We start from the raw sequence: 19,565 nt of genomic DNA on the forward strand, positions 1-19,565 counted from the left end.
GTCGGCGGAATACCCCGCACCCCCCACTCGTTGCCACGGGACATGGCACGCATCGGCAACTCTGAACTCGACGTATTCCCCCTCTCCTTAGGCGGCAACGTCTTCGGCTGGACCGCCGACGAGGCTCAGTCCTTCGCCGTCCTGGACGCGTTCACAGCCGCCGGCGGCGACTTCATCGACACCGCGGACGCGTACTCGGCGTGGGCCCCGGGCAACTCGGGCGGGGAGTCCGAGACCGTCATCGGCCGCTGGCTGGCCCGGCGCGGCAGGCGTGACGACGTGGTGATCGCCACCAAGGTCGGCGCCCACCCCGACTTCAAGGGTCTGCGCGCCTCGACCGTCGAGAAGGCCGCCGAGGCGTCCCTGCGCCGCCTGGGCACCGACCACATCGACCTCTACTACTCGCACTTCGACGACCCGCAGACCCCGGTCGAGGAGATCGTCACGGCGCTGGACGCCCTGGTGCGGGCGGGCAAGGTGCGGGCGGTCGGCGCGTCCAACATCTCGCCCGAGCGGCTGGCCGCCTCCCTGGACTTCGCCGAGCGCGAGGGCCTGACCCGCTACGAGATCCTCCAGCCGCACTACAACCTGGTCACGCGCGCGGGCTACGAGGGCCCGCTCGCCGACCTGGTGGCCGCCCGCGGACTGTCGGCCGCGCCCTACGCGGGGCTCGCCGCCGGCTTCCTCACCGGCAAGTACCGGCCGGGCGGCGCCGAGGTCGACAGCCCGCGCGCCCAGAAGGCCGCGGCGTACCTCGCGGACGGCCGCGGACCCCGGGTGCTGGCCGCGCTGGACGAGGTGGCCGCCGCCCACGGCGTCGAGGTCGCGACGGTCGCCCTGGCCTGGATCGCCGCGCACCCGACGGTCGTGGCGCCGATCGCCAGCGCCCGTACGGTCGAGCAGCTGCCCGCGCTGGTCGCGGTGGCCGATCTGAAGCTCACCCAGGAGGAGGTCGCGGCCCTGACGGCTGCCTCGGAGTAGGCCCCCGCCGACCCTGCCCGGCCCCTGAATCCGCCCGCTCCTTGACCTGGAGCGGGCGGATTCTTTGCTGAAACTTTGCTGTGAAATCCGCAGATAATCATGGGTTCTACAACTACCCACCCTTATGGTTGCTTGAGGCAACCAAAGAGGGAAAGGTTCGATGGCCATATCAACCCAGGGCGAGACGCCGATGACGCATCGCCAGATCATGGAGGCGCTGTCCGGTCTGCTGATCGGACTCTTCGTGGCGATCCTGTCGTCCACGATCGTCTCCAACGCCCTCCCCCGCATCCTCGCCGACATCGGCGGCGGTCAGAGCGCGTACACCTGGGTCGTCACGGCCTCCCTGCTCGCGGTCACCGCGACCACGCCGATCTGGGGCAAGCTGTCCGACCTGTTCAGCAAGAAGCTGCTGATCCAGCTGTCGTTGATCATCTACGTCGTCGGCTCCATGGTGGCCGGGCTCTCCACCAGCCCCGGCATGCTGATCGTCTGCCGGCTGGTCCAGGGCATCGGCGCGGGCGGTCTGTCCGCGCTCACCCAGGTGATCATGGCCGCGATGATCTCCCCCCGGCAGCGCGGCCGGTACAGCGGCTACCTCGGCGCCACCTTCGCCGTCGCCACCGTCGGCGGTCCGCTGATCGGCGGCGTCATCGTGGACTCCGCGCTCGGCTGGCGCTGGTGCTTCTACGTCGGTGTGCCGTTCGCCGTCGTCGCGCTGATCGTGCTGCAGAAGACGCTGCACCTGCCGGTGGTCAAGCGCGCGGTCTCGATCGACTGGGCGGGCGCGTTCTTCATCACCGCCGCCGCCTCGCTGCTGATGATCTGGGTCTCGCTCGGCGGCCAGAACTACCCGTGGCTGTCCTGGCAGACCTACGTCATGCTGCCCGCCGCGCTGGTGCTCGGTCTGATCTTCCTTTTCATCGAGTCGCGGGCCGCCGAGCCGATCGTGCCGCTGCGGCTCTTCCGCAACGCGACGATCACCCTCACCTCGTTCGCGAGCATGTTCATCGGCGTGGCGATGTTCGCCGGCACGGTCTTCCTCAGCCAGTACTTCCAGCTGGCCCGCGGCCGTACCCCCACGATGTCCGGTCTGATGACGATCCCGCTGATCGCCGGGCTCTTCCTGTCGTCCATGATCAGCGGCCGGATCATCACCCGGACCGGGCGCTGGAAGGCGTTCCTCGTCTCGGGCGGCGTCCTGGTCACCGCGGGCTCGGCCCTGCTCGGCATGCTGCGCTACGACACCCCGTACTTCGAGGTCGCCGTCTACATGGCGCTGATCGGGCTCGGCATCGGCATGATGATGCAGAACCTCGTGCTCGCCGTGCAGAACCAGGTCTCCGTCGACGACCTCGGCGCGGCCAGCTCCCTGGTGACCTTCTTCCGCTCGCTCGGCGGCGCGATCGGCGTCGCGGCGCTCGGCGCGGTGCTCGGCAACCGGATCAGCCACCTCGTCGCCGAGGGCCTCAGCGCCCTCCACATCACGTCCCCGGCGGGCTCCGGCGGCATCCCCGACGTCGAGACGCTGCCGGCCCCCGTGCGTGGGGTCGTGGAGAGCGCGTACGGGCACGGGATCGGTGACGTGTTCCTCTACTCGGCTCCGTTCGCGCTCATCGCGCTGGTCCTGGTGGTCTTCGTCAAGGAGGTCGCGCTCAAGAACCGCAGCGGGTTGCAGCAGGCCGGGGCAGTCACGGACGGCCCGGAGGCCGCCGACGTCGGGGCTCCGGCCGCGAAGACGGAGTAGTCCGCCACCACAGCTCCCCGCCGTCCGGTTCCGTTCCCGCAGCGGAGAGGTCCGGGCCGGCGGCTCGGGGAAGGGTCCCGGCGGCGGCCGGAGCAGGGGACGGCCCGGGCCGTCCGCCGGGACCCACTCACGCGGGCCAGCCCTCGCGTCCGCTTTTCCGCGCCTTCGTCTTTCGCCCGCCGACGCTAAGGTGCGGGTATGGCTCCCAACATCGCCACGAACACGGCCGTCGCGCTGGACGAACTGCTGGACTTCGTACGTCCCCGGCACCGCGCGATCCTGCTCACCGCCCGCGCGGACGGCAGCCCCCAGGGCTCACCGCTCACCTGCGGGGTCGACGACTCCGGGCGGATCGTCATGTCCACGTATCCCGAGCGGGCCAAGACGAGGAACGCGCGGCGCGATCCCCGGGTCAGCGTCGTCGTCCTGTCGGACGAGTGGGACGGGCCGTGGGTCCAGGTCGACGGCACGGCGGAAGTCCTGGACGTGCCGGAGGCGGTGGAGCCGCTGGTGGAGTACTTCCGGAACATCTCGGGGGAGCACCCGGACTGGGACGAGTACCGCGAGGCGATGGTCCGCCAGGGCAAGTCCCTGATCCGCGTCACCCCGGTGAGGTGGGGCCCGGTGGCCACGGGCGGCTTCCCGGCCCGACTGGCATAGACCCCCGGTCACGCCGGGGTTTCCTTCCCCGTCCTCCCCTCCGTGCGGTTGCGACTCCGTCCGCGGGTACCACCGGTGGCGGTACCGGCCCGGTCGGCGGCTGCCGGCCGCGGGGACTCCGGCGGAGAGCCGCCGACGGCGAGTCTGGCCCACGGGAAAACGGAGAGTCGACATCGGACTCGCACGCGTGGTGCGGGGCGGGAATACCCCCGCGCCGCCAGGCGCGGGCCACCACGCACGGACGTGCGGACGCAGACGGTGGCGCGCGCCGGAGGCGCGGGAGCACTCAGCGCGACGCGAGGTCGTAGACCGTCACACCCCCCACCACCTGGGCCGTGAAGTTCGCCGCGACCCAAGCGGAGATCGCCGACGTCCCCCCGTCGGAGACGAAGTAGTGGATCCGCCCCGCGTCCACGTACCGCTGGAACTCCGCCGGCGTCGGAAACGGATCGCTCCCGTTGAACCCCCCGATCGCCATCACCGGCTTCCCCGTGGCGAGCTGATAGCTCGCCTGGTTCTGCGACCCGACCGTCGCGGCCACCCACGTGTACGCGTCGGCGTCCTTGAGCAGCAGGGCCTTCATCGTGGCGTCGACCCGCGTACCGTCGAGCAGCCCGCTCATCCCGCCCCCGCCGCCGGGCGAACCGCCGCCACCGAGTGCACCACCGGGCACACCGCCCGGCGCGCCACCCGCGCCAGGAGCACCGCCACCCTGGTGGAAGAGACGCGGGGCACCGCCGCCCCCGGGCGCGCCGTTCGCACCCGGAGCCCCCGCCGGAGGCGACCCGTTGCCGCCGAAGAGCTGCCGGGGCCCGCCGCCGGGCCCGCCGGGACCGCCCCCACCCGGCCCCCCACCGGGACGCCCGCCCTGAACCGCGGGCCCGGCCGTCACGATGGACCCGGCGTGCGGCGTGTCCACGGTGTTCAGCGAGTACGCCACCGGGCCGCCCAGCGCCGCCGCGAGCCCCACGACCGCCGTGACGGCGCCGAGCCGCGCGCCGAGTCGGGTCGAGGTCACCCCCGGCAGCGCCCCCGCCAGCAGTCCCACCGCCGCGGCCAGTGCCGCCACGACCACGGCGATGCGCAGCCACGGCAGCCACCCGGACGAGCGGTCCAGCAGGACGTACGCCCACACCGCCGTGCCCGCGACCGTCACCGCGAGCGTGACCGCAGCCGCGAGGTGACCGCGGCGCTGCCACAGGGCGGCCGCGCCCATGCCGGTCAGGGCGCCGATGTAGGGGGCCAGCGCAATGTTGTAGTACTGGTGGAAGATCCCCGACATGAAGCTGAAGGTCACGAAGGTGACCAGCAGCGAGCCGCCCCACACCAGATACGCGGCCCGCGCGGTGTCCGTGCGCGGCGCCCGGCGGGTGAGCCACAGGCCCGCCGCGAGCAGGACGAGGGCCGCGGGCAGCAGCCAGGAGATCTGGCCGCCCATCTCGGAGTTGAAGAGCCGGCCGAGGCCGGTCTCACCCCACTGGCCGCCGCCGCGCATGCCGCCCCCGCCGACACTGCCCGTCTCGTGGCCGGTGATCCGGCCGAAGCCGTTGTAGCCGAAGGTCAGTTGAAGGAAGCTGTTGTTCTGGGAGCCGCCGATGTACGGGCGGGACCCGGCGGGCCACAGTTCGACCGTCGCCACCCACCAGCCGCAGGCCGCCACCATCGCGGCCGTGGCGTAGAGGAGTTGGAGTAGCCGGCGGCGCAGCGTCGTCGGCGCGCAGACCGCGTAGACCAGGGCCAGCGGCGGCAGGATCAGCCACGCCTGGAGTGTCTTGGTGAGGAAGGCGAGGCCGAGGACGGCCCCGGCGAGCAGCAGCCACTTCGTACGGGCGTCCTCCAGCGCCCGCAGCACGCAGTGGATCGCCACGACCGTCAGCAACGCCAGCAGCGCGTCGGGGTTGTTGAAGCGGAACATCAGCGCGGCGACCGGTGTCACCGCGAGCACCCCGCCCGCGAGCAGCCCCGCGACGGGGCCGGACCGGCGCCGTACCGCCGTGTACAGCACGCCGACCGTCGCCACGCCCATCAGCGCCTCGGGGACGAGGATCTGCCAGGAACCGAGGCCGAAGAGCCGTACGGACAGGGCCATCGGCCACAGCGCGGCGGGCGGCTTGTCCACGGTGATCGCGTTCGCCGCGTCGGAGGAGCCGAAGAAGAACGCCTTCCAGCTCTCGCTGCCCGCCTGGACGGCCGCCGAGTAGAAGGAGTTGGCGTATCCGGACGCGCCGAGGTCGTAGAGGTAGAGCACGAGGGTGGCCAGCAGCAGCCCGAGGAACGCGGGGCGCGCCCACGCCGGGTCCGCCGGCCGCCCCCGCCACAGCCTGCCGAGCGGACGTGACCGGGCCCGGCCGGGCGGGCTCGGTGTGACGGCGGCGGACGGCGAGATGCTGGGCGCGGTCATCGGGGGCTCCTGGGGTCGGTGGGGAGGCCGGCGGCTTCCCGGCCGGCCGCTTCCCGGCCGGCGGGCGCGTCCGGGGCGCCGGCGGGCGCGTCGTCCGGGCGGCCGGGGGGTGCGTCGTCCGGGAAGAGCCAGGCGCGGAAGAGCAGGAAGCGCAGCACCGTGGCCGCGAGGTTCGCGGCGATCAGGGCGGCCAGCTCCGTGGTGGGCGACGGGTGCGGCGTGGCCGTGTGCAGTGCGGCCAGCGAGCCGCTGGTCAGCGCGAGGCCGATGGCGAAGACGACCAGGCCCTGCGCCTGGTGGCGAACCGCCCGGTCGCGGCCGCGCACGCCGAAGGTGAGCCGCCGGTTGGCCGCCGTGTTGCCGAGCGCGGAGAGCAACAGGGCCAGGGCGTTCGCCATTTGGGCGCCGAGGCCGAGCCGGAAGAGGGAGTACAGACCGAGGTAGACCAGGGTGCTGAGCGCGCCGACCGCGCAGAAGCCGACCAGTTGGCGGGCCAGTCCCGGTGCGACACCGGTCAGTTCGCGGTCACGCGGGTCGTCCCCGAAGGGCCGGCGCAGCCGGTCGAGGGCCAACTGCCCGGTGGTCAGGGCCCGTCCGACCCGCCAAACGCCGCGCAGGTCGTCCGCGGCCGTACGGACCAGGTCGACGCTGCTGTCCGGGTCGTCGACCCAGTCGACCGGCACCTCGTGGATCCGCAGCCCGGCCCGCTCGGCGAGCACCAGCATCTCGGTGTCGAAGAACCAGCCGGAGTCCTCGACCATGGGCAGCAGCCGCTGGGCGACGTCGCCGCGGATCGCCTTGAAGCCGCACTGCGCGTCGGAGAAGCGCGCGGCGAGCGAGCCGCGCAGGATCAGGTTGTAGGCGCGGGAGACGAACTCCCGCTTCGCGCCGCGCACCACCCGCGAGGACCGGGACAGCCGCGAGCCGATCGCGAGGTCGGAGTGGCCGGAGATCAGCGGGGCGACCAGCGGCAGCAGGGCGTTGAGGTCGGTGGACAGATCCACGTCCATGTAGGCCAGGACCGGCGCCCGGGAGGCCGTCCAGACCGTCCGCAGGGCGCGTCCACGGCCCTTCTGCTCCAGTCGGAAGGACTCGACCTCCGGCAGTTCCGCGGCGAGCGCCTTGGCGACCGCGGACGTCAGATCGGTGCTGGCGTTGTCCGCGACGGTGATCCGGAAGGGGTAGGGGAAGGTGTCGGACAGGTGGGCGTGCAGCCGCCGGACGCAGGTGTCCAGGTCGTCCTCCTCGTTGTGCACGGGGATGACGACGTCCAGCACCGGGGCGCCCCGGACGGCCTCGACCGGCAGGTGCCGCCGGGCGGGAAGTTCGCCGGGATGGGTTCGCATACCCCGACACTCGGCGGCCGCGCTGTCATGACGTTGTGGCGAGCCTGGGCGCGGCCTGTGAGCGTGCGGCGGGCAGTGTGACGGTGAACACCGTACGGCCGGGGGCGCTGTCCACGCCGACGGTCCCGTGGTGCGCGGTCACCACGGACCGCACGATGGCCAGGCCCAGGCCCGTGCTCCCGGCGGCCCGGGAGCGGGAGGCGTCGCCGCGGGCGAACCGTTCGAAGATGTGGTCGCGCAGCTCGGGCGGGATGCCGGGGCCGTCGTCCTCGACCTGGAGCAGTACGCCGTCCGGCCGCCGGCGCACCCGGGCGGTGACCGTCGTGCCGGGCGGGGTGTGGGCGCGGGCGTTGGCGAGCAGGTTGGTGAGCACCTGGTGGAGGCGCTGGGCGTCGGCGCTGACGGTGGCGGGTTCGTCGGGCAGGTCGAGCCGCCAGTTGTGGCCGGGTCCGGCGGCGCGGGCGTCGCTGACGGCGTCCACGACCAGCGGGGACACATCGGCCTCTTCGAGGCTGAGCGGGCGGCCCGCGTCCAGCCGGGCGAGCAGCAGCAGATCCTCGACCAGCGTCGTCATACGGGCGGCCTCGGACTCGATCCGGCCCAGCGCGTGCCGGGTGTCCGGGCCGACGGACTCGTGGCCGCGGCGGGTGAGTTCGGCGTAGCCGCGGATGGAGGCGAGCGGGGTGCGCAGCTCGTGGCTGGCGTCGGCGACGAAGCGGCGGACCCGGGTCTCGCTCTCCTGGCGGGCGTGCAGCGCGGAACCGACGTGGCCGAGCATGCGGTTGAGGGCGGCGCCGACCTGGCCGACCTCGGTGCGCGGATCGGTGTCGGAGTCCGGGACGCGTTCGAGCAGCGCCACCTCGCCGCTGTGCAGCGGGAGTTCGGAGACCCGGGTGGCGGTCGCGGCGACCCGGCGCAGCGGGTGCAGGGCGATACGCATCAGGGCGGCGCCCGCGAGTCCGGCGGCGGCCAGTCCGGCGGCGGTGACGGACAGTTCCACCCACATCAGGGTGGACAGGGTGTCCTCGGCGCCCGCGGTGCTGAGCCCGACCAGTACGGTGCTGCCGTCGACGGCGTCCCGCCCGGTGGACTCGACCCGGTAGGTGCCCCGGTCAGGGACGTGCAAGGTGTGCGGCTTGCCGTCCAGCGGGACGTGCGCGAAGGCGGCGGCCTGTCCTGCGGTGAGGTCGTCGGCGACGAGCTGGCCGGTGGCGGGGCTGGTGGCGCTGACGGCGGCCTCGGTGACCGTGCCGTCGGCGGAGATCACCGCGCCGACCGTCTCGCCTGGCTGGCCGCCGCCGGCCAGGAAGACGAACGGGATGCCGCCGGGGAGCGCGCCCGGCCCCGGACCGCCGCCGCCCTGGCCGGGGCCGCCCTGGCCGGGGCCGCCGTGCGGTCCGGCGGCCCGGGCCGCCGTGTCGTGCACCTTCGCGTCGAGCTGGCCGTAGAGGAAGTCGTGCAGCGCGAAGATGGTCACGGCGCCGATGACCGCGCACACCGCGGCGACCAGGGCGACGCAGGACGCGACGAGCCGGCGGCGCAGCGACCAGCGGCGGCGGCCGCGGGGGCGGCGCGGGATCGCCGCTTTCGAGGCCGCTTCGCCGGCCGGGCTCGCCGGACGGGTCACGCCGGTTCGCCGGGCTTGATCAGATAGCCCGCGCCGCGCCGGGTGTGGATCATCGGCGGACGGCCGACGTCGAGCTTGCGGCGCAGGTAGGAGATGTACAGCTCGACGACGTTGGCCTGGCCGCCGAAGTCGTACGACCAGACGCGGTCGAGTATCTGCGCCTTGCTCAGCACCCGGCGCGGGTTGCGCATCAGGTAGCGCAGCAGCTCGAACTCGGTGGCGGTGAGGTGGATGTCGCGGCCGGCCCGGCTGACCTCGTGGCTGTCCTCGTTGAGCACGAGGTCGCCGACGATCAGCAGCGACTCGTTGCGCACGGCGGCGGCCCCGGAGCGGCGCAGCAGGCCACGCAGCCGGGCGACGACCTCCTCCAGGCTGAACGGCTTGGTGACGTAGTCGTCGCCGCCCGCCGTCAGGCCGGCGATACGGTCCTCGACGGCGTCCTTGGCGGTGAGGAAGAGCACGGGTACGTCGGGGGTCTGGCGGCGCAGCTTGGCCAGCACCTCCAGGCCGTCCATGTCCGGGAGCATCACGTCGAGCACGACCGCGTCGGGCCGTGACTCACGGGCGGCGCGCAGCGCGCTGGCGCCGTCGTTCTCGGTGCGGACCTGCCAGCCCTCGTAGCGCAGCGCCATGGAGAGCAGGTCGGCCAGCGGGGTCTCGTCGTCCACGACGAGGACGCGGACCGGCGAGCCGTCCGGGCGGGCGAGGTCCGCCGCGGGGGTCTGCGCGGCGGAGGAGGCGGGGGCGGTGGGGGGCGTCGAGGTGGTCACTGTGGTGGGAGGCATGGCGTCCACCCTGTGCGCGCGCTATGAGAGCAGTCTTGGCCGTTTCTGTGAAAACTCTGAGAATCCGCCTGCGGCGCGCGCCCCAAGAACCCCGCCCCCGCCCCGGACGGCGTCAGTGGGGCGGCCCCGACGCGCCCGGAGAGGGCAGCGGGCCCTTCCGGCAGCCGCCGCCCGGCCCCGGGTCGGTTCCGCCGCCCGCCCCGCGCGGGGTGGGTGGGGCTGCGGCCCCCGCGCGTGGGCTGCCGCCCGGGCAGGCGCCCGGCCCCGGGCCCGTGCCGGGGGTCGGGTGGGGTGGAACGGTCGGAGGGGAGGGCGGTGTGGACATTCGGCGGCACCGACCGGGCATTTGTGATCACGAACGTGGGAGAAGTGGTCCGCGTGGACGGAAGGGGCGCACTCCGGCGTACTTTCAGGGCATGGCAGGAGGGACCTGCGGCGCACCGACACCCCGAACGGTCGCCGTCGAACGGCTCACCTCGGGCGACCACGCGTGCCTGGACTTCGTCAGCCACCGCGACCGCTGGGCGCTGCGCGCGGCGTTCACCACCGCGGGACTCGCGCGCGGCGAGCGGGTGATGCTCTTCACCGACCCGGCCACCCGCAGCGGCGAGGCGCTGACCCGCCTCGCCGACTTCGGCGTCCCCACCGAGCGCGCCGCCGCCGACGGCCGCCTCGAAGTGCTCAACAGCTCCCCTGGCTACGACCCCGTGCACGGTTTCGACGCCGCCGCCCGTACCGGCTACTGGGCCTCGGTCACCGACGACGCGCTGGCCCACGGCTTCACCGGCCTGCGGGTGGCGGGCGACATGGTGTGGGCCTGCGAACCGGGCGTCAGCGGCGACGCGTTGACGTCGTACGAGAGCGGACTCGGCGGCCTCTTCGAGAAGTTCCCCTTCCTCGCGATGTGCGAGTACGACCGGCGGTCCTTCTCCCCGCAGTTGCTGGAACGGGTGCTGGCCGTGCACCCGCTGTCCGTACTGCCGCAGCCGGGCGAGCTGCGGGCCGAGCGCGCGGGCGACGCGCTGCGGCTGGTGGGCGACGCGGACCTGGCCACCCGGACCCGGTTCGAACTGTCGGTGCGGGAGCCCGGGTTGGCACGGATCGATCTGACCGGGCTCGCCTTCATCGACGCCTACTGCGTACGCACGCTGCTGCGGCTGCCGGGCGGACCCGCGCTGGAGTGCACCCGGGCGCAGTACCGGCTGCTGCGGCTGTGCGGCGCGCCGGAAGCGGAACGGACGGAGGTCCCGGTTGGATGGACGGAACGGGGTTCGGGAGCGGACACGGGACGGGTGGTGCTGAGGGTGCGATGAAGGTGCGACCGAGCGGTGTTCGGGCCCTACCGAATGGAATGTGCGCGTGGCATTCAACTTGCTTTCTGTGCAAGGCTGTTGTCCGCTCACGCTCGACCCCGGCGAGATGTGGGGATGGAAGCGGAACGCAAGTACCGACATCCCCGTACATGCGATAATCGGTTACCAGTGTGACGGTTGATGCCAGCTAGTCACCCATTGTGCTGAGGACGTTGATGACCACACTCTCACCCAGCCGCCGAGGTTCCGGGTCCGCCGTCCCGAACCTCCAGCGCGTGGTGCTGCTGCCCGGCGCCGTCCTGACTCTGCTGGGCGCGGGCAGCGTCGCCTGGCTGCTGGTCGCCGACCCCACCGGCACCCGTCGCAACGCCGTACTGGCCGCCGTACTCGCCGTCGCCCTTGTGACCTTGATCACCGGTGTCGCCTCCGCCCGCAGCGCCCAGCGCAAGCTGGCCCGGGTCTCCGCGAACCTCGACCGGACGGCCGCCGAACTCGACCGCGCCGTCTCCGACGCCGCCGCCACCGTCTCCTTCGGCGACGCGCAACTGCGCCGGGCCGTCGAGGACCTGCGGCAGGGCCGGGCCCCGCAGGCGCCGGTCGCCTCCGCCGAACGGCGGGAGTCCGCAGGCCGGTTCGGCCCGCTGCTGGCCCAACTGGAGTACGCCCAGCTGACCGCCTTCACCGCGGTCACCGAGGCCGCCGAACTCCCCGCTCCCAACGGCGCCGCCACCCAGCAGGTGACGGTCCTGGTCAACCTCGCCCGGCGACTGCAGTCCCTGGTCCACCAGGGAATCAAGATCCTCGACGAGCTCGAACAGCAGGTGGAGGACCCGGATCTGCTGCGCGGCCTGTTCGAGGTCGACCACATCGCCACCCGTATCCGCCGCTATGTGGAGAACGTCGCCGTGCTCGGCGGCGAGGTGACGCGTCGTCAGTGGCGCAAGCCGGTCCCGATGGCCTCGGTCGTCCGGTCCGCGATCGGCGAGGTCGAGCGCTACTCGCGGGTCAAGCCGGTCCCGCCGATCGACGGCAGGCTCGACGGCGCGGCCGTCGCCGACGTCGTCCACCTGCTCGCCGAACTCATCGAGAACGCGACGGCGTTCTCCCCTCCCGGCACCCAGGTGTACGTCCGCACGCAGCGGGTCGCCACCGGCCTGGTCGTCGAGATCGAGGACCGCGGCCTGGGCCAGGAGCCCGAGGACGAGCGGATGCGCAACACCCTGCTCGCCAACCCCGAGCGGGTCGAGATGGGCGCGCTGCTCAAGGACGGCCGCGTCGGTCTGTACGTGGTCGCCGTTCTCGCCCGCCAGCACCAGATCCGGGTCGAGCTGCGCCGCAACCTCTTCGGCGGCGTCACCAGCCTGGTGCTGCTGCCCAACCCGCTGCTCAGCACGGAAGGCGACGAGGGCGAGGGCGACGAGGCGCACTCCCGTGCCGCCGAGTCCTCCGCGCAGGAGGCGGGCCGCCCGGCCGGGCAGCAGCACAGCGCGCAGTACGGCCAGCGGCAGCCCGCCCAGCAGGCCCCGCAGCAGCAGGCCCCGGCCCAACGGCGGCCGCCCGCACAGCAGTCCGGGCAGGCGCAGCAGCAGTACGCCGCCCCCGCGGCCCCGCAGGCGCCCGCGCGCGCCCAGATCCCCGCGCAGAACGACGGCCGGGGCATGCCCACCGCCGTGGGCTCCGCGCCGGCGCGCGGCGCGTACTCCGCCGGGTACCAGCCGCAGCAGCCGCAGCAGCCCCTGACGTTCACCCCGCTCTCCCCGCTGCCGCCCGCCCACGGCGGCGGCGAGGGGCGGCCGCCACTGCCGCAGCGCACCCAGCAGGCCCACATGGCACCGCAGTTGCAGCGGGACTCGAACCCGCCGCACCGCCCCGGGTACCCGCAAGCGCCGGAGGAGACCGACTACACCCCGGCCACCCCCGGACTGATGGCCGCCTACCGACGCGGTGTGCGCGCCGCCGAGGACCAGCCGGGAGCCTCCGCCGAGTGAGCAGTCCCCACCCGCTTTCCCCCAGATCTCGCGTTATGTCCCTAGGAGTTCCACGAATGGCGAGCGACACCACGTCCGGCAGCGACCTCGGGTGGCTGCTTGAGGATCTCGTCGGCCGGGTCCCGTACACCCGCGCCGCCGTGCTGCTGTCTTCCGACGGCATCAAGAGAGCCGTGCACGGCCTGGACGTGGAAGGCGCCGACCACCTGTCGGCGGTCGCTTCCGGGCTCTGGTCGATCGTCCGCAGCGCGGGCAAGCACTTCGGCGGCGGCCCGACCGCCCGTCAGGTCGTCGCGGAGCTGGACAGCGCCCTGCTGTTCGTCTCCGCGGCCGGCCAGGGCAGTGTGCTGGCCGTGCTGGCCGGTCCCGAGGCGGACCCCGGAGTGCTCGGTTTCGAGATGAGCAGGATGATCCAGCAGGTCACCAAGAGCCTCGAAACGCCTGCCCGCAACGCGGCCTCCGTGTCGCGGTGAGCCGGGCGGAAGGGCGGGACCGACGGGACCGCAGGGAACGAAGGGCCGCCCGCGAGCGGGAGGAGAGCCAGGAGGCCGAAAGCGTCGAGCAGAGCTGGCTCGACGCCGACGCCGGCCGGCTGGTCCGGCCCTACACCGTCAGCAACGGCCGCACCAAGCCGAGCGTCACGCTCGACCTGCTGTCCATGGTGCGCGCCACCGGACGGGCCCTGAAGGTGGACCTGACCCCCGAGCACTCCCTCGCGCTCGAAATCAGCCGAGCTCCGGTGACCGTGGCCGAGATCGGCGCTCATCTGCGGCTGCCCGTGGCCGTGGCCAAGATCCTGCTGTCCGATCTGATCGACCAAGGGGCCGTGACGGCCCGCCCGCCAGACCCGGCCGCCGACCCCGCGGACCGGGACATCCTGCAGAGAGTGCTCGATGGCCTACACAAACGACTACTGCAGTGACGACGTGTATCCGCAGCCACTGAAGATCCTGGTGGCGGGCGGATTCGGCGTCGGCAAGACCACCTTCGTGGGCGCCGCCAGCGAGATCGAGCCGCTGAGCACCGAGGAGACGGTCACGGTGGCCAGCGCGGGCACCGACCGTCTCGACGGCGTGCACAACAAGACCACCACGACCGTCGCGATGGACTTCGGCCGTATCACGCTGGACGAGCACTACATCCTCTACCTCTTCGGCACACCGGGACAGGACCGCTTCTGGTTCATGTGGGACGAGTTGTCCAACGGTGCGCTGGGCGCGGTCGTACTCGCCGACACCCGCCGGCTCGTCGACTGCTTCGACGCGGTCGACTTCTTCGAGAACCGTGGCATACGTTTCCTCGTCGCCGTCAACGAGTTCGACGGCTCGTACGCCTACACCGCCGACGAGGTCCGCGGCGCTCTCGCGCTGGCCCCCCATGTACCGGTCGTGCTGTGCGACGCCCGGCAGGGAAGCTCCTCCACCCGAGTGCTGATCGACCTCGTCACGCACCTCCTCCAGGCCACCGCCGTGGCACAACCCGCCCACTGACCGGAAGCCGTTATGACATTCGATCCCAGCAACCGTATGGCAGCCCCTGAGGAAGACGCCGAGAGCGCCGGCCTGCGCAACGAACGCCTGCACGCCATGGGCATCGGCGACCAGCCGTACCCCGAGCTGGACGCCATCGCCGACAAGCTCCGCGAGATCACCGGGGCCTCGTACGCGATGGTCAACTTCGTGATCGACGGCCGGCAGTACTTCGCCGGCCTGTCCACGCCGAGCGGCCCGCAGACCCTCGGCAACGGCTCCGACCCCGGCCGTGAGATGGAGCTCGACCAGGGCTTCTGCCCGCACGTGGTCAGCCGGGGTACGGCGCTGCCGCTGGCGGACGTGTGCGCGTACCCGCGGTTCGCCGGGAACCGGGTCGTGGACGAGCTGGGAGTGCGCACCTACCTGGGCGCGCCGGTCAAGGACCCGGCCTCCGGGGTGACGCTGGGCACGGTCTGTGTGATCGACACCGAGCCGATCCCGTGGACGAAGGAAGACGTGGAGAACATCAAGGGCGTCGCCGAGCAGGTCACCTCGGTGCTTCAGCGGCGTGAGCGGGACGGCGGCTGAGGGTCGTCCGACGGTCTGGTGAGCTGACGGTCTGACGAGCTTGCGGTCCGACGAGCTTGCGGTCCGACAGGACCGAGCCGGGCCCCCTCGGGGCGCCCGGCTCGGTGCGGCTTGACTCGGCGTGGCTTGACTCGGCGTGGCTCGGCCCGGGGCCGTTCCCGGACGACGGTCGGGCGGCCTGCGGGGGCGGTCGTCGGGGGGCGGAAACACGTCGGACCGGCCCGGGGGTCGGGCCGGAGTCGGGCTGTGGGGGGATGGGGGCCTGCGGAGAGGGGTCCTCGGGGGGATTTTCGGGGGTTCGGCGGGCTCGGAGCCCGGGGCCGGGAGGCTCGGGGCCGGGCGCTCGGGGCTCAGTCGCCGAGCGGGTCCACGCGGACGACGTCCGACAGGCGCTGCGACCACTGGCCCTTGCCCAGGCCCAGCGCCACTTCGCCGAGCCGCAGCAGCTGGACGTCGGAGGTGCCGGCCGGCGCGAAGATGTGGTGGGCGTCGCGCAGATAGCGCTCCACCGGGCTGTCGGTGAACAGACCGGTCGCCGCGTGCACCTCCATCGCCGTACGGGCCGAGTCGAGCGCGGACTCCACATTGACGAGCTTGGCGTTCATCAGCTCCGCGTCGCAGGGCTCGCCCTCGTCCAGCAGATGGGCGGCGTGGTACGCGAGCAGTCGCGCGGTCATCAGCCGGGACTGCATCTGGCCGACCTTGATCTTGACCGGCCCCACGTCGTACAGCGGCTTGCCGTAGCGGTGGCGTTCGGTGCAGAAGGCCGCGGTCGTCTCGACCAGGGCCTGGTGGATGCCGAGCGAGACGGCCGTCAGATTGGGCCGCCCGTACAGCACGCTCGACGAGTACGCGACCGGCAGTCCGTCGCCCTCCTTGCCGAGCAGATTCGCCGCGGGGACACGGCAGTTGTCGAAGATCAGCTCGCCGAAGCTGAAGCCGTGCAGGCCCATCGCCTGCTGGTGCTCACCGAGTGAGAAGCCGGGCCGGTCGGACTCGACCAGGAACGCGGACAGGCCCTTGGAGCCCTCCCCGGTGCGGACCACGACACCGTGCAGGTCGCCGACGTGGCTGTTGCCGACGAAGACCTTGCTGCCGTTGAGGATGTAGTCGTCGCCGTCGCGCACGGCGCTGGCGGTCATACCGAGCACATGGCCGCCGGAACCGGGTTCGGTGACGGCGATGGTGGGCAGGCAGTCACCGGCCGCGATCCGCGGCAGCCACTGCCACTTCTGGGCTTCCGAGCCGAAGTGGACGATCTTCGCTACGCCGAGCTGGGACGCCTGGGCCATCGCGCCCATCGCGCCGCTGACCCGGGAGAGTTCCTCGATGATGATGGTCTTGGCCAGGTGTCCGAGCCCCATGCCGCCGTACTGCCGGCCGATGGTGACCCCGATCCACCCCTGTCGTGCTATCCGACGCGCGAGTTCGTACTCGACGGTCCGTGCAGCCTCCATTTTCGGGATCAGTGGCCGGATTTCGTTCTCCGCGAATTCGCGTACCTCTTCGCGCAGCCGCTCGTGCCGCTTCGTCGTGAAGTAGCCGCTCAACCGATCCTCCATCGAAGTCGCCTGCTCGCCACGGGTTCTGCGAGTAGGGGGTTACTCACTTCACCGGTTCGCCCGCCCGCCCTGGCTTGAACAGGTCGACAGGATCATGTTGGTGACTTCAACAACGTGATTCAAGATCGATCATCGGAATGGCTGGATCTGGGCCAAACCAAGCGAGAATGGGCTCAACTTCTGTACGCAGTAAGCATTTTGCACATCCGGGGAGCGGCGAAGAGGGGGACGCGGTATTGCAATCCGGTCATCTTGCGCGTCCTGGGCGGCCCGGGGGTGGCCGAACCGGCGCTCTTGACGCGGGGCGGTGATACGTGCATGGACCACGAGTCGGGTCAGCCCCCCGGCAGAAAGTGCGTCCGGACCGCGTTGAACTGCGCTTTCCAGCCCTCCAGTTCGACCGGGTTGCGGGTGCCGACCTCACAGGAGTGGATGCTTCCGTCCGGGAGGGCGACGGCCACCACCAGTCCCTTCGGGCCACGTGTGCACCAGGTGGTGTCGATGCCCGCCCAGGGGAAGGCGGCGACCCGGCCGTTGTTCCCGAGGGAGATGCCGTCGGCGTCGGCCACGACCGCGTTCTTGCGGTCCATCGCCAGGAATTCGGTGTGCGGGGCCGCGACCGTGGGGGCGTAGGGGGGCATGGCGGGGGTGGGGGCCTGGGTTGCCGGGGGCGCGGGGGCCGGGGGTGTGGGCGCCGCGGTGGCCGGGGGCGGTACGGGTATGGGGGCGGCGGGCGGGGCCGGCCGTACGGGCGCGGGTGCTTGTGGGGCCTCCGTGTCGGCCTGCTGTTCGGTCGAGGGCGGGGCGTACGCCGTCGGGGCGTGGCCTCCGGGCGGCCCCGCCGCCCCCTGCGGGCTGAACCAGTCGAGGAGTTGTTCCGTGCTCGGCCTGCGGTCCGGCGCCTTCTCCACGCACGCCGCCACCATCGGGCGGAGCCCGGCCGGCACCGCCGTGAGGTCCGCCTCGTGGTGCACCGACCGGTACATCGGCGCGACCGGCGTACCGGCGCCGAACGCGCTGCCGCCCGCCGCGGCCACCAGCACCGCGCCGAGCGCGAACACATCGGCCGGAGGCCCGACTTCGCCGCCCTCCGCCTGTTCGGGCGCGAGGTACCCCGGCGTGCCGAATGCCTTGACCGTCGCGTCGGGCCGGGTGTTCTCGACCGCGCGGGCGATCCCGAAGTCCATCACCATGGGGCCGTCCTCGGCCATGACAATATTGCCCGGCTTGAGGTCGCGGTGGACCAGCCCGTGGCCGTGGATCGCCTGCAACGCCTCGGCGAGCGCGGCCCCGAGACCACGCAGTCTCCGCTCGTCCATCGGCCCGCGTTCGGCGAGCAGTTGGGAGAGCGTCGGCCCGGCTACGTAGACGGTGGCGAGCCAGGGCGCCGGCGCGTCGGGGTCCGCGTCGACGACCGGCACGGTGTGCAGTCCGGCGACGCCGCGGGCGGCGGCGACCTCGGCGCGGAAGCGTGCACGGAAGGTGGGGTCGGCGGCGAGTCCGGGCCTGGCCACCTTGACGGCCACAAGGCTCCCGCCGCGTGAACGGGCCATGTACACCATGCCCATTCCGCCCTCGCCGAGCTCGCGCACGACGGTGTAGCTCCCGATCCGCTCTTCCACTCCGTGCCCCCTGCCGGCCGTTCAGGCGCTCAGTATTGCGCCCATGGCCCCGTTCGCACGAACGCTGCGGTCGGAGACGCCTTTTGGGGGTGTCGGTCAGTCATGAATCGCTATTCGTAAGGGCGTTGGGCTGTAGCTCACGGTATGTCAGACTGCTGGGACTGACGATGCGTCAGGTCGTACGATCCCGAGCCGGGACGTGGGGGACCGCGGCGGCGGGGTCGGCGCCGGAGAAGGCGAGGCCGATGACGAAGCCGGCGACCTCCTCCAGTTGGCGGGCGCGGCTCAGCGGCCCGAGGGTGGCCGGGTGGGCGCCGGCGTCCCGGATCAGGTCGGCGGTCGTACGCAGCGCGGCCTCGTCGTCACCCGCCATCACAACGGTCACGGGCTCCCGTCCCGCCTGCCACTGGTCGGCGGGGAAGAGGTGGAACGCCTTCACCACGTGCGCGCCCGGTGCCCGGTCGGCGATGTGCTCGGCGGCGGCCCTGCCGTCGGCGGTGCGGAGTACGCCCGCGCCGTGCTCGACCGCGTTGGTCGGGTCGATCAGCGGCGTACCGGCCAGCGCGCCCTCGTCCGCGCCCGCCGCCCGCAGGATGTCCGGCACCCCTTCCCACAGCACGGCGAGCAGTACGGCGTCGCGCCCGGCGACCGCCTCCGCCGGGGTCACCGCGCGGGCCGAACCGCCGATGCGCCCGGCGGCGGCCACGGCCTTGTCGTACGAGCGGCCGCCGACCAGGACGTCGTGGCCCGCGCGGGCCCAGGCCGCGCCGAGTCCGACGGCAAGGGTGCCGGTGCCCAGGATTCCGATCCGCATGGTGTTGCTCCTCTTCGACGGTGGTCCGGGGTCCGTGTGGGCGGGCCGCTCCGGGGGGCCGCTCGGGCGGCCCGCTGACAGCTACCGTAGGAAGGCCCGTACGCACCGATCGGTAGGAAACGGATACGGGAGGATGGCGGCGATGGACGCGTACGACGACTGCACCCCCGCCCTGGACGAGCCCCGCGACGGCCACTGCGACGAGGTGCTGGTGGACTGCCGGCTGCGCGCCGGGACGGAGTTGTTCGCGCACACCTGGGACCCGATCGTCCTCGCCGGGCTGAGCGCGGGCCCGCGCCGCCGCAGCGCGCTGCTCACGATGGCGGGCGGCATCAGCGACAAGGTCCTGACGGACACCCTCCGCCGCCTCCTCGCCAACGGCCTTGTCGAGCGCACCGCTTACGCCTCCGCCCCACCGCGCGTCGAGTACGGCCTGACCCCGCTGGGCACGACCCTGGTCGAGGGCCCCATGCGCGCACTCGCCCACTGGACCCTGACCCACGGCGACGCACTCCTGGCAGCCCAGGAACAGTCCACACCCTGACCCGGGGCGGGCCGTACGGGCGCCCCGACGCACGGACGCCGGACCGTTCACCACGCCGGCCAGAAGTCACGCAGCCATCACCGCGTTCGCCGGCCTCGGGGCCGACGAGGTCATG

At 72.7% G+C, this 19,565-nt stretch carries 17 protein-coding genes; 10 read left to right on the forward strand and 7 right to left on the reverse strand.

Annotated features, from left to right (window positions below):
- Positions 1–42: 42 nt before the first annotated feature.
- From OHA30_RS16310 to OHA30_RS16320, 3 genes are all read left to right on the forward strand, one after another.
- Complete coding sequence (locus OHA30_RS16310) at positions 43–981, forward strand: aldo/keto reductase (protein WP_328914569.1); 939 nt, start codon at positions 43–45, stop codon at positions 979–981.
- A gap of 160 nt (positions 982–1,141) precedes the next feature.
- Entirely contained in the window at positions 1,142–2,728 is a 1,587-nt protein-coding gene (locus OHA30_RS16315; protein WP_328914570.1) for an MDR family MFS transporter, read from the forward strand.
- A 198-nt stretch (positions 2,729–2,926) separates the two neighbouring features.
- Positions 2,927–3,388 (forward strand): PPOX class F420-dependent oxidoreductase, encoded by a 462-nt coding sequence (locus tag OHA30_RS16320; protein WP_328914571.1) that lies wholly within the window; start codon positions 2,927–2,929, stop codon positions 3,386–3,388.
- Between the two features lie 286 nt (positions 3,389–3,674).
- On the opposite strand, the gene OHA30_RS16325 is transcribed toward OHA30_RS16320, so the two are convergent.
- Genes OHA30_RS16325 through OHA30_RS16340 form a run of 4 tightly spaced genes read right to left on the reverse strand, consistent with a single transcriptional unit; the run spans position 3,675 to position 9,547 of the window.
- Positions 3,675–5,789, reverse strand: coding sequence for an ArnT family glycosyltransferase (locus OHA30_RS16325; RefSeq protein WP_328914572.1), 2,115 nt, complete (start codon positions 5,787–5,789; stop codon positions 3,675–3,677).
- Positions 5,786–7,135, reverse strand: coding sequence for a bifunctional glycosyltransferase family 2/GtrA family protein (locus tag OHA30_RS16330; protein WP_328914573.1), 1,350 nt, complete (start codon positions 7,133–7,135; stop codon positions 5,786–5,788). Before OHA30_RS16330 ends, OHA30_RS16325 begins: the two co-directional genes overlap by 4 nt.
- A gap of 25 nt (positions 7,136–7,160) precedes the next feature.
- The gene (locus tag OHA30_RS16335) at positions 7,161–8,714 is read right to left on the reverse strand and encodes a sensor histidine kinase (RefSeq protein ID WP_328917882.1); all 1,554 of its coding nucleotides are present in this window, start codon (positions 8,712–8,714) and stop codon (positions 7,161–7,163) included.
- Positions 8,715–8,758: 44 nt separating this feature from the next.
- On the reverse strand, positions 8,759–9,547 hold the full coding sequence (locus OHA30_RS16340) for a response regulator transcription factor (protein ID WP_328914574.1): 789 nt from the start codon (positions 9,545–9,547) through the stop codon (positions 8,759–8,761).
- Between the two features lie 416 nt (positions 9,548–9,963).
- On the opposite strand from OHA30_RS16340, the gene OHA30_RS16345 reads away from it, so the two are divergent.
- The 6 genes from OHA30_RS16345 to OHA30_RS16370 all read left to right on the forward strand — a co-directional run bounded on the left by OHA30_RS16345 (position 9,964) and on the right by OHA30_RS16370 (position 14,908).
- Positions 9,964–10,860, forward strand: coding sequence for an MEDS domain-containing protein (locus tag OHA30_RS16345; protein WP_328914575.1), 897 nt, complete (start codon positions 9,964–9,966; stop codon positions 10,858–10,860).
- A 215-nt stretch (positions 10,861–11,075) separates the two neighbouring features.
- On the forward strand, positions 11,076–12,848 hold the full coding sequence (locus OHA30_RS16350; protein WP_328914576.1) for a sensor histidine kinase: 1,773 nt from the start codon (positions 11,076–11,078) through the stop codon (positions 12,846–12,848).
- Between the two features lie 56 nt (positions 12,849–12,904).
- Positions 12,905–13,321, forward strand: a complete 417-nt coding sequence (locus tag OHA30_RS16355; protein ID WP_328914577.1) for a roadblock/LC7 domain-containing protein — start codon at positions 12,905–12,907, stop codon at positions 13,319–13,321.
- A gap of 119 nt (positions 13,322–13,440) precedes the next feature.
- Positions 13,441–13,770, forward strand: a complete 330-nt coding sequence (locus tag OHA30_RS16360; RefSeq protein WP_328917883.1) for a DUF742 domain-containing protein — start codon at positions 13,441–13,443, stop codon at positions 13,768–13,770.
- The gene (locus OHA30_RS16365) at positions 13,742–14,338 is read left to right on the forward strand and encodes a GTP-binding protein (RefSeq protein ID WP_328914578.1); all 597 of its coding nucleotides are present in this window, start codon (positions 13,742–13,744) and stop codon (positions 14,336–14,338) included. Before OHA30_RS16360 ends, OHA30_RS16365 begins: the two co-directional genes overlap by 29 nt.
- Before the next feature lie 12 nt (positions 14,339–14,350).
- Entirely contained in the window at positions 14,351–14,908 is a 558-nt protein-coding gene (locus tag OHA30_RS16370) for a GAF domain-containing protein (protein ID WP_328914579.1), read from the forward strand.
- A gap of 350 nt (positions 14,909–15,258) precedes the next feature.
- Here OHA30_RS16370 and OHA30_RS16375 read toward each other — a convergent pair whose 3' ends face one another.
- The 3 genes from OHA30_RS16375 to OHA30_RS16385 form a co-directional block, all read right to left on the reverse strand.
- Positions 15,259–16,458: an acyl-CoA dehydrogenase family protein gene (locus tag OHA30_RS16375; RefSeq protein WP_328914580.1), complete on the reverse strand. Its 1,200-nt coding sequence runs from the start codon at positions 16,456–16,458 to the stop codon at positions 15,259–15,261.
- Positions 16,459–16,805: 347 nt separating this feature from the next.
- Entirely contained in the window at positions 16,806–18,038 is a 1,233-nt protein-coding gene (locus OHA30_RS16380; RefSeq protein WP_405786093.1) for a serine/threonine-protein kinase, read from the reverse strand.
- 226 nt (positions 18,039–18,264) lie between these two features.
- Positions 18,265–18,906 (reverse strand): NADPH-dependent F420 reductase, encoded by a 642-nt coding sequence (locus OHA30_RS16385; protein ID WP_405785571.1) that lies wholly within the window; start codon positions 18,904–18,906, stop codon positions 18,265–18,267.
- A 142-nt stretch (positions 18,907–19,048) separates the two neighbouring features.
- On the opposite strand from OHA30_RS16385, the gene OHA30_RS16390 reads away from it, so the two are divergent.
- Positions 19,049–19,450: a winged helix-turn-helix transcriptional regulator gene (locus OHA30_RS16390; RefSeq protein ID WP_328914582.1), complete on the forward strand. Its 402-nt coding sequence runs from the start codon at positions 19,049–19,051 to the stop codon at positions 19,448–19,450.
- Positions 19,451–19,565: the final 115 nt, after the last annotated feature.

This window comes from Streptomyces sp. NBC_00223 (assembly GCF_036199905.1).
In the GTDB taxonomy this organism is placed as follows: Bacteria; Actinomycetota; Actinomycetes; order Streptomycetales; family Streptomycetaceae; genus Actinacidiphila.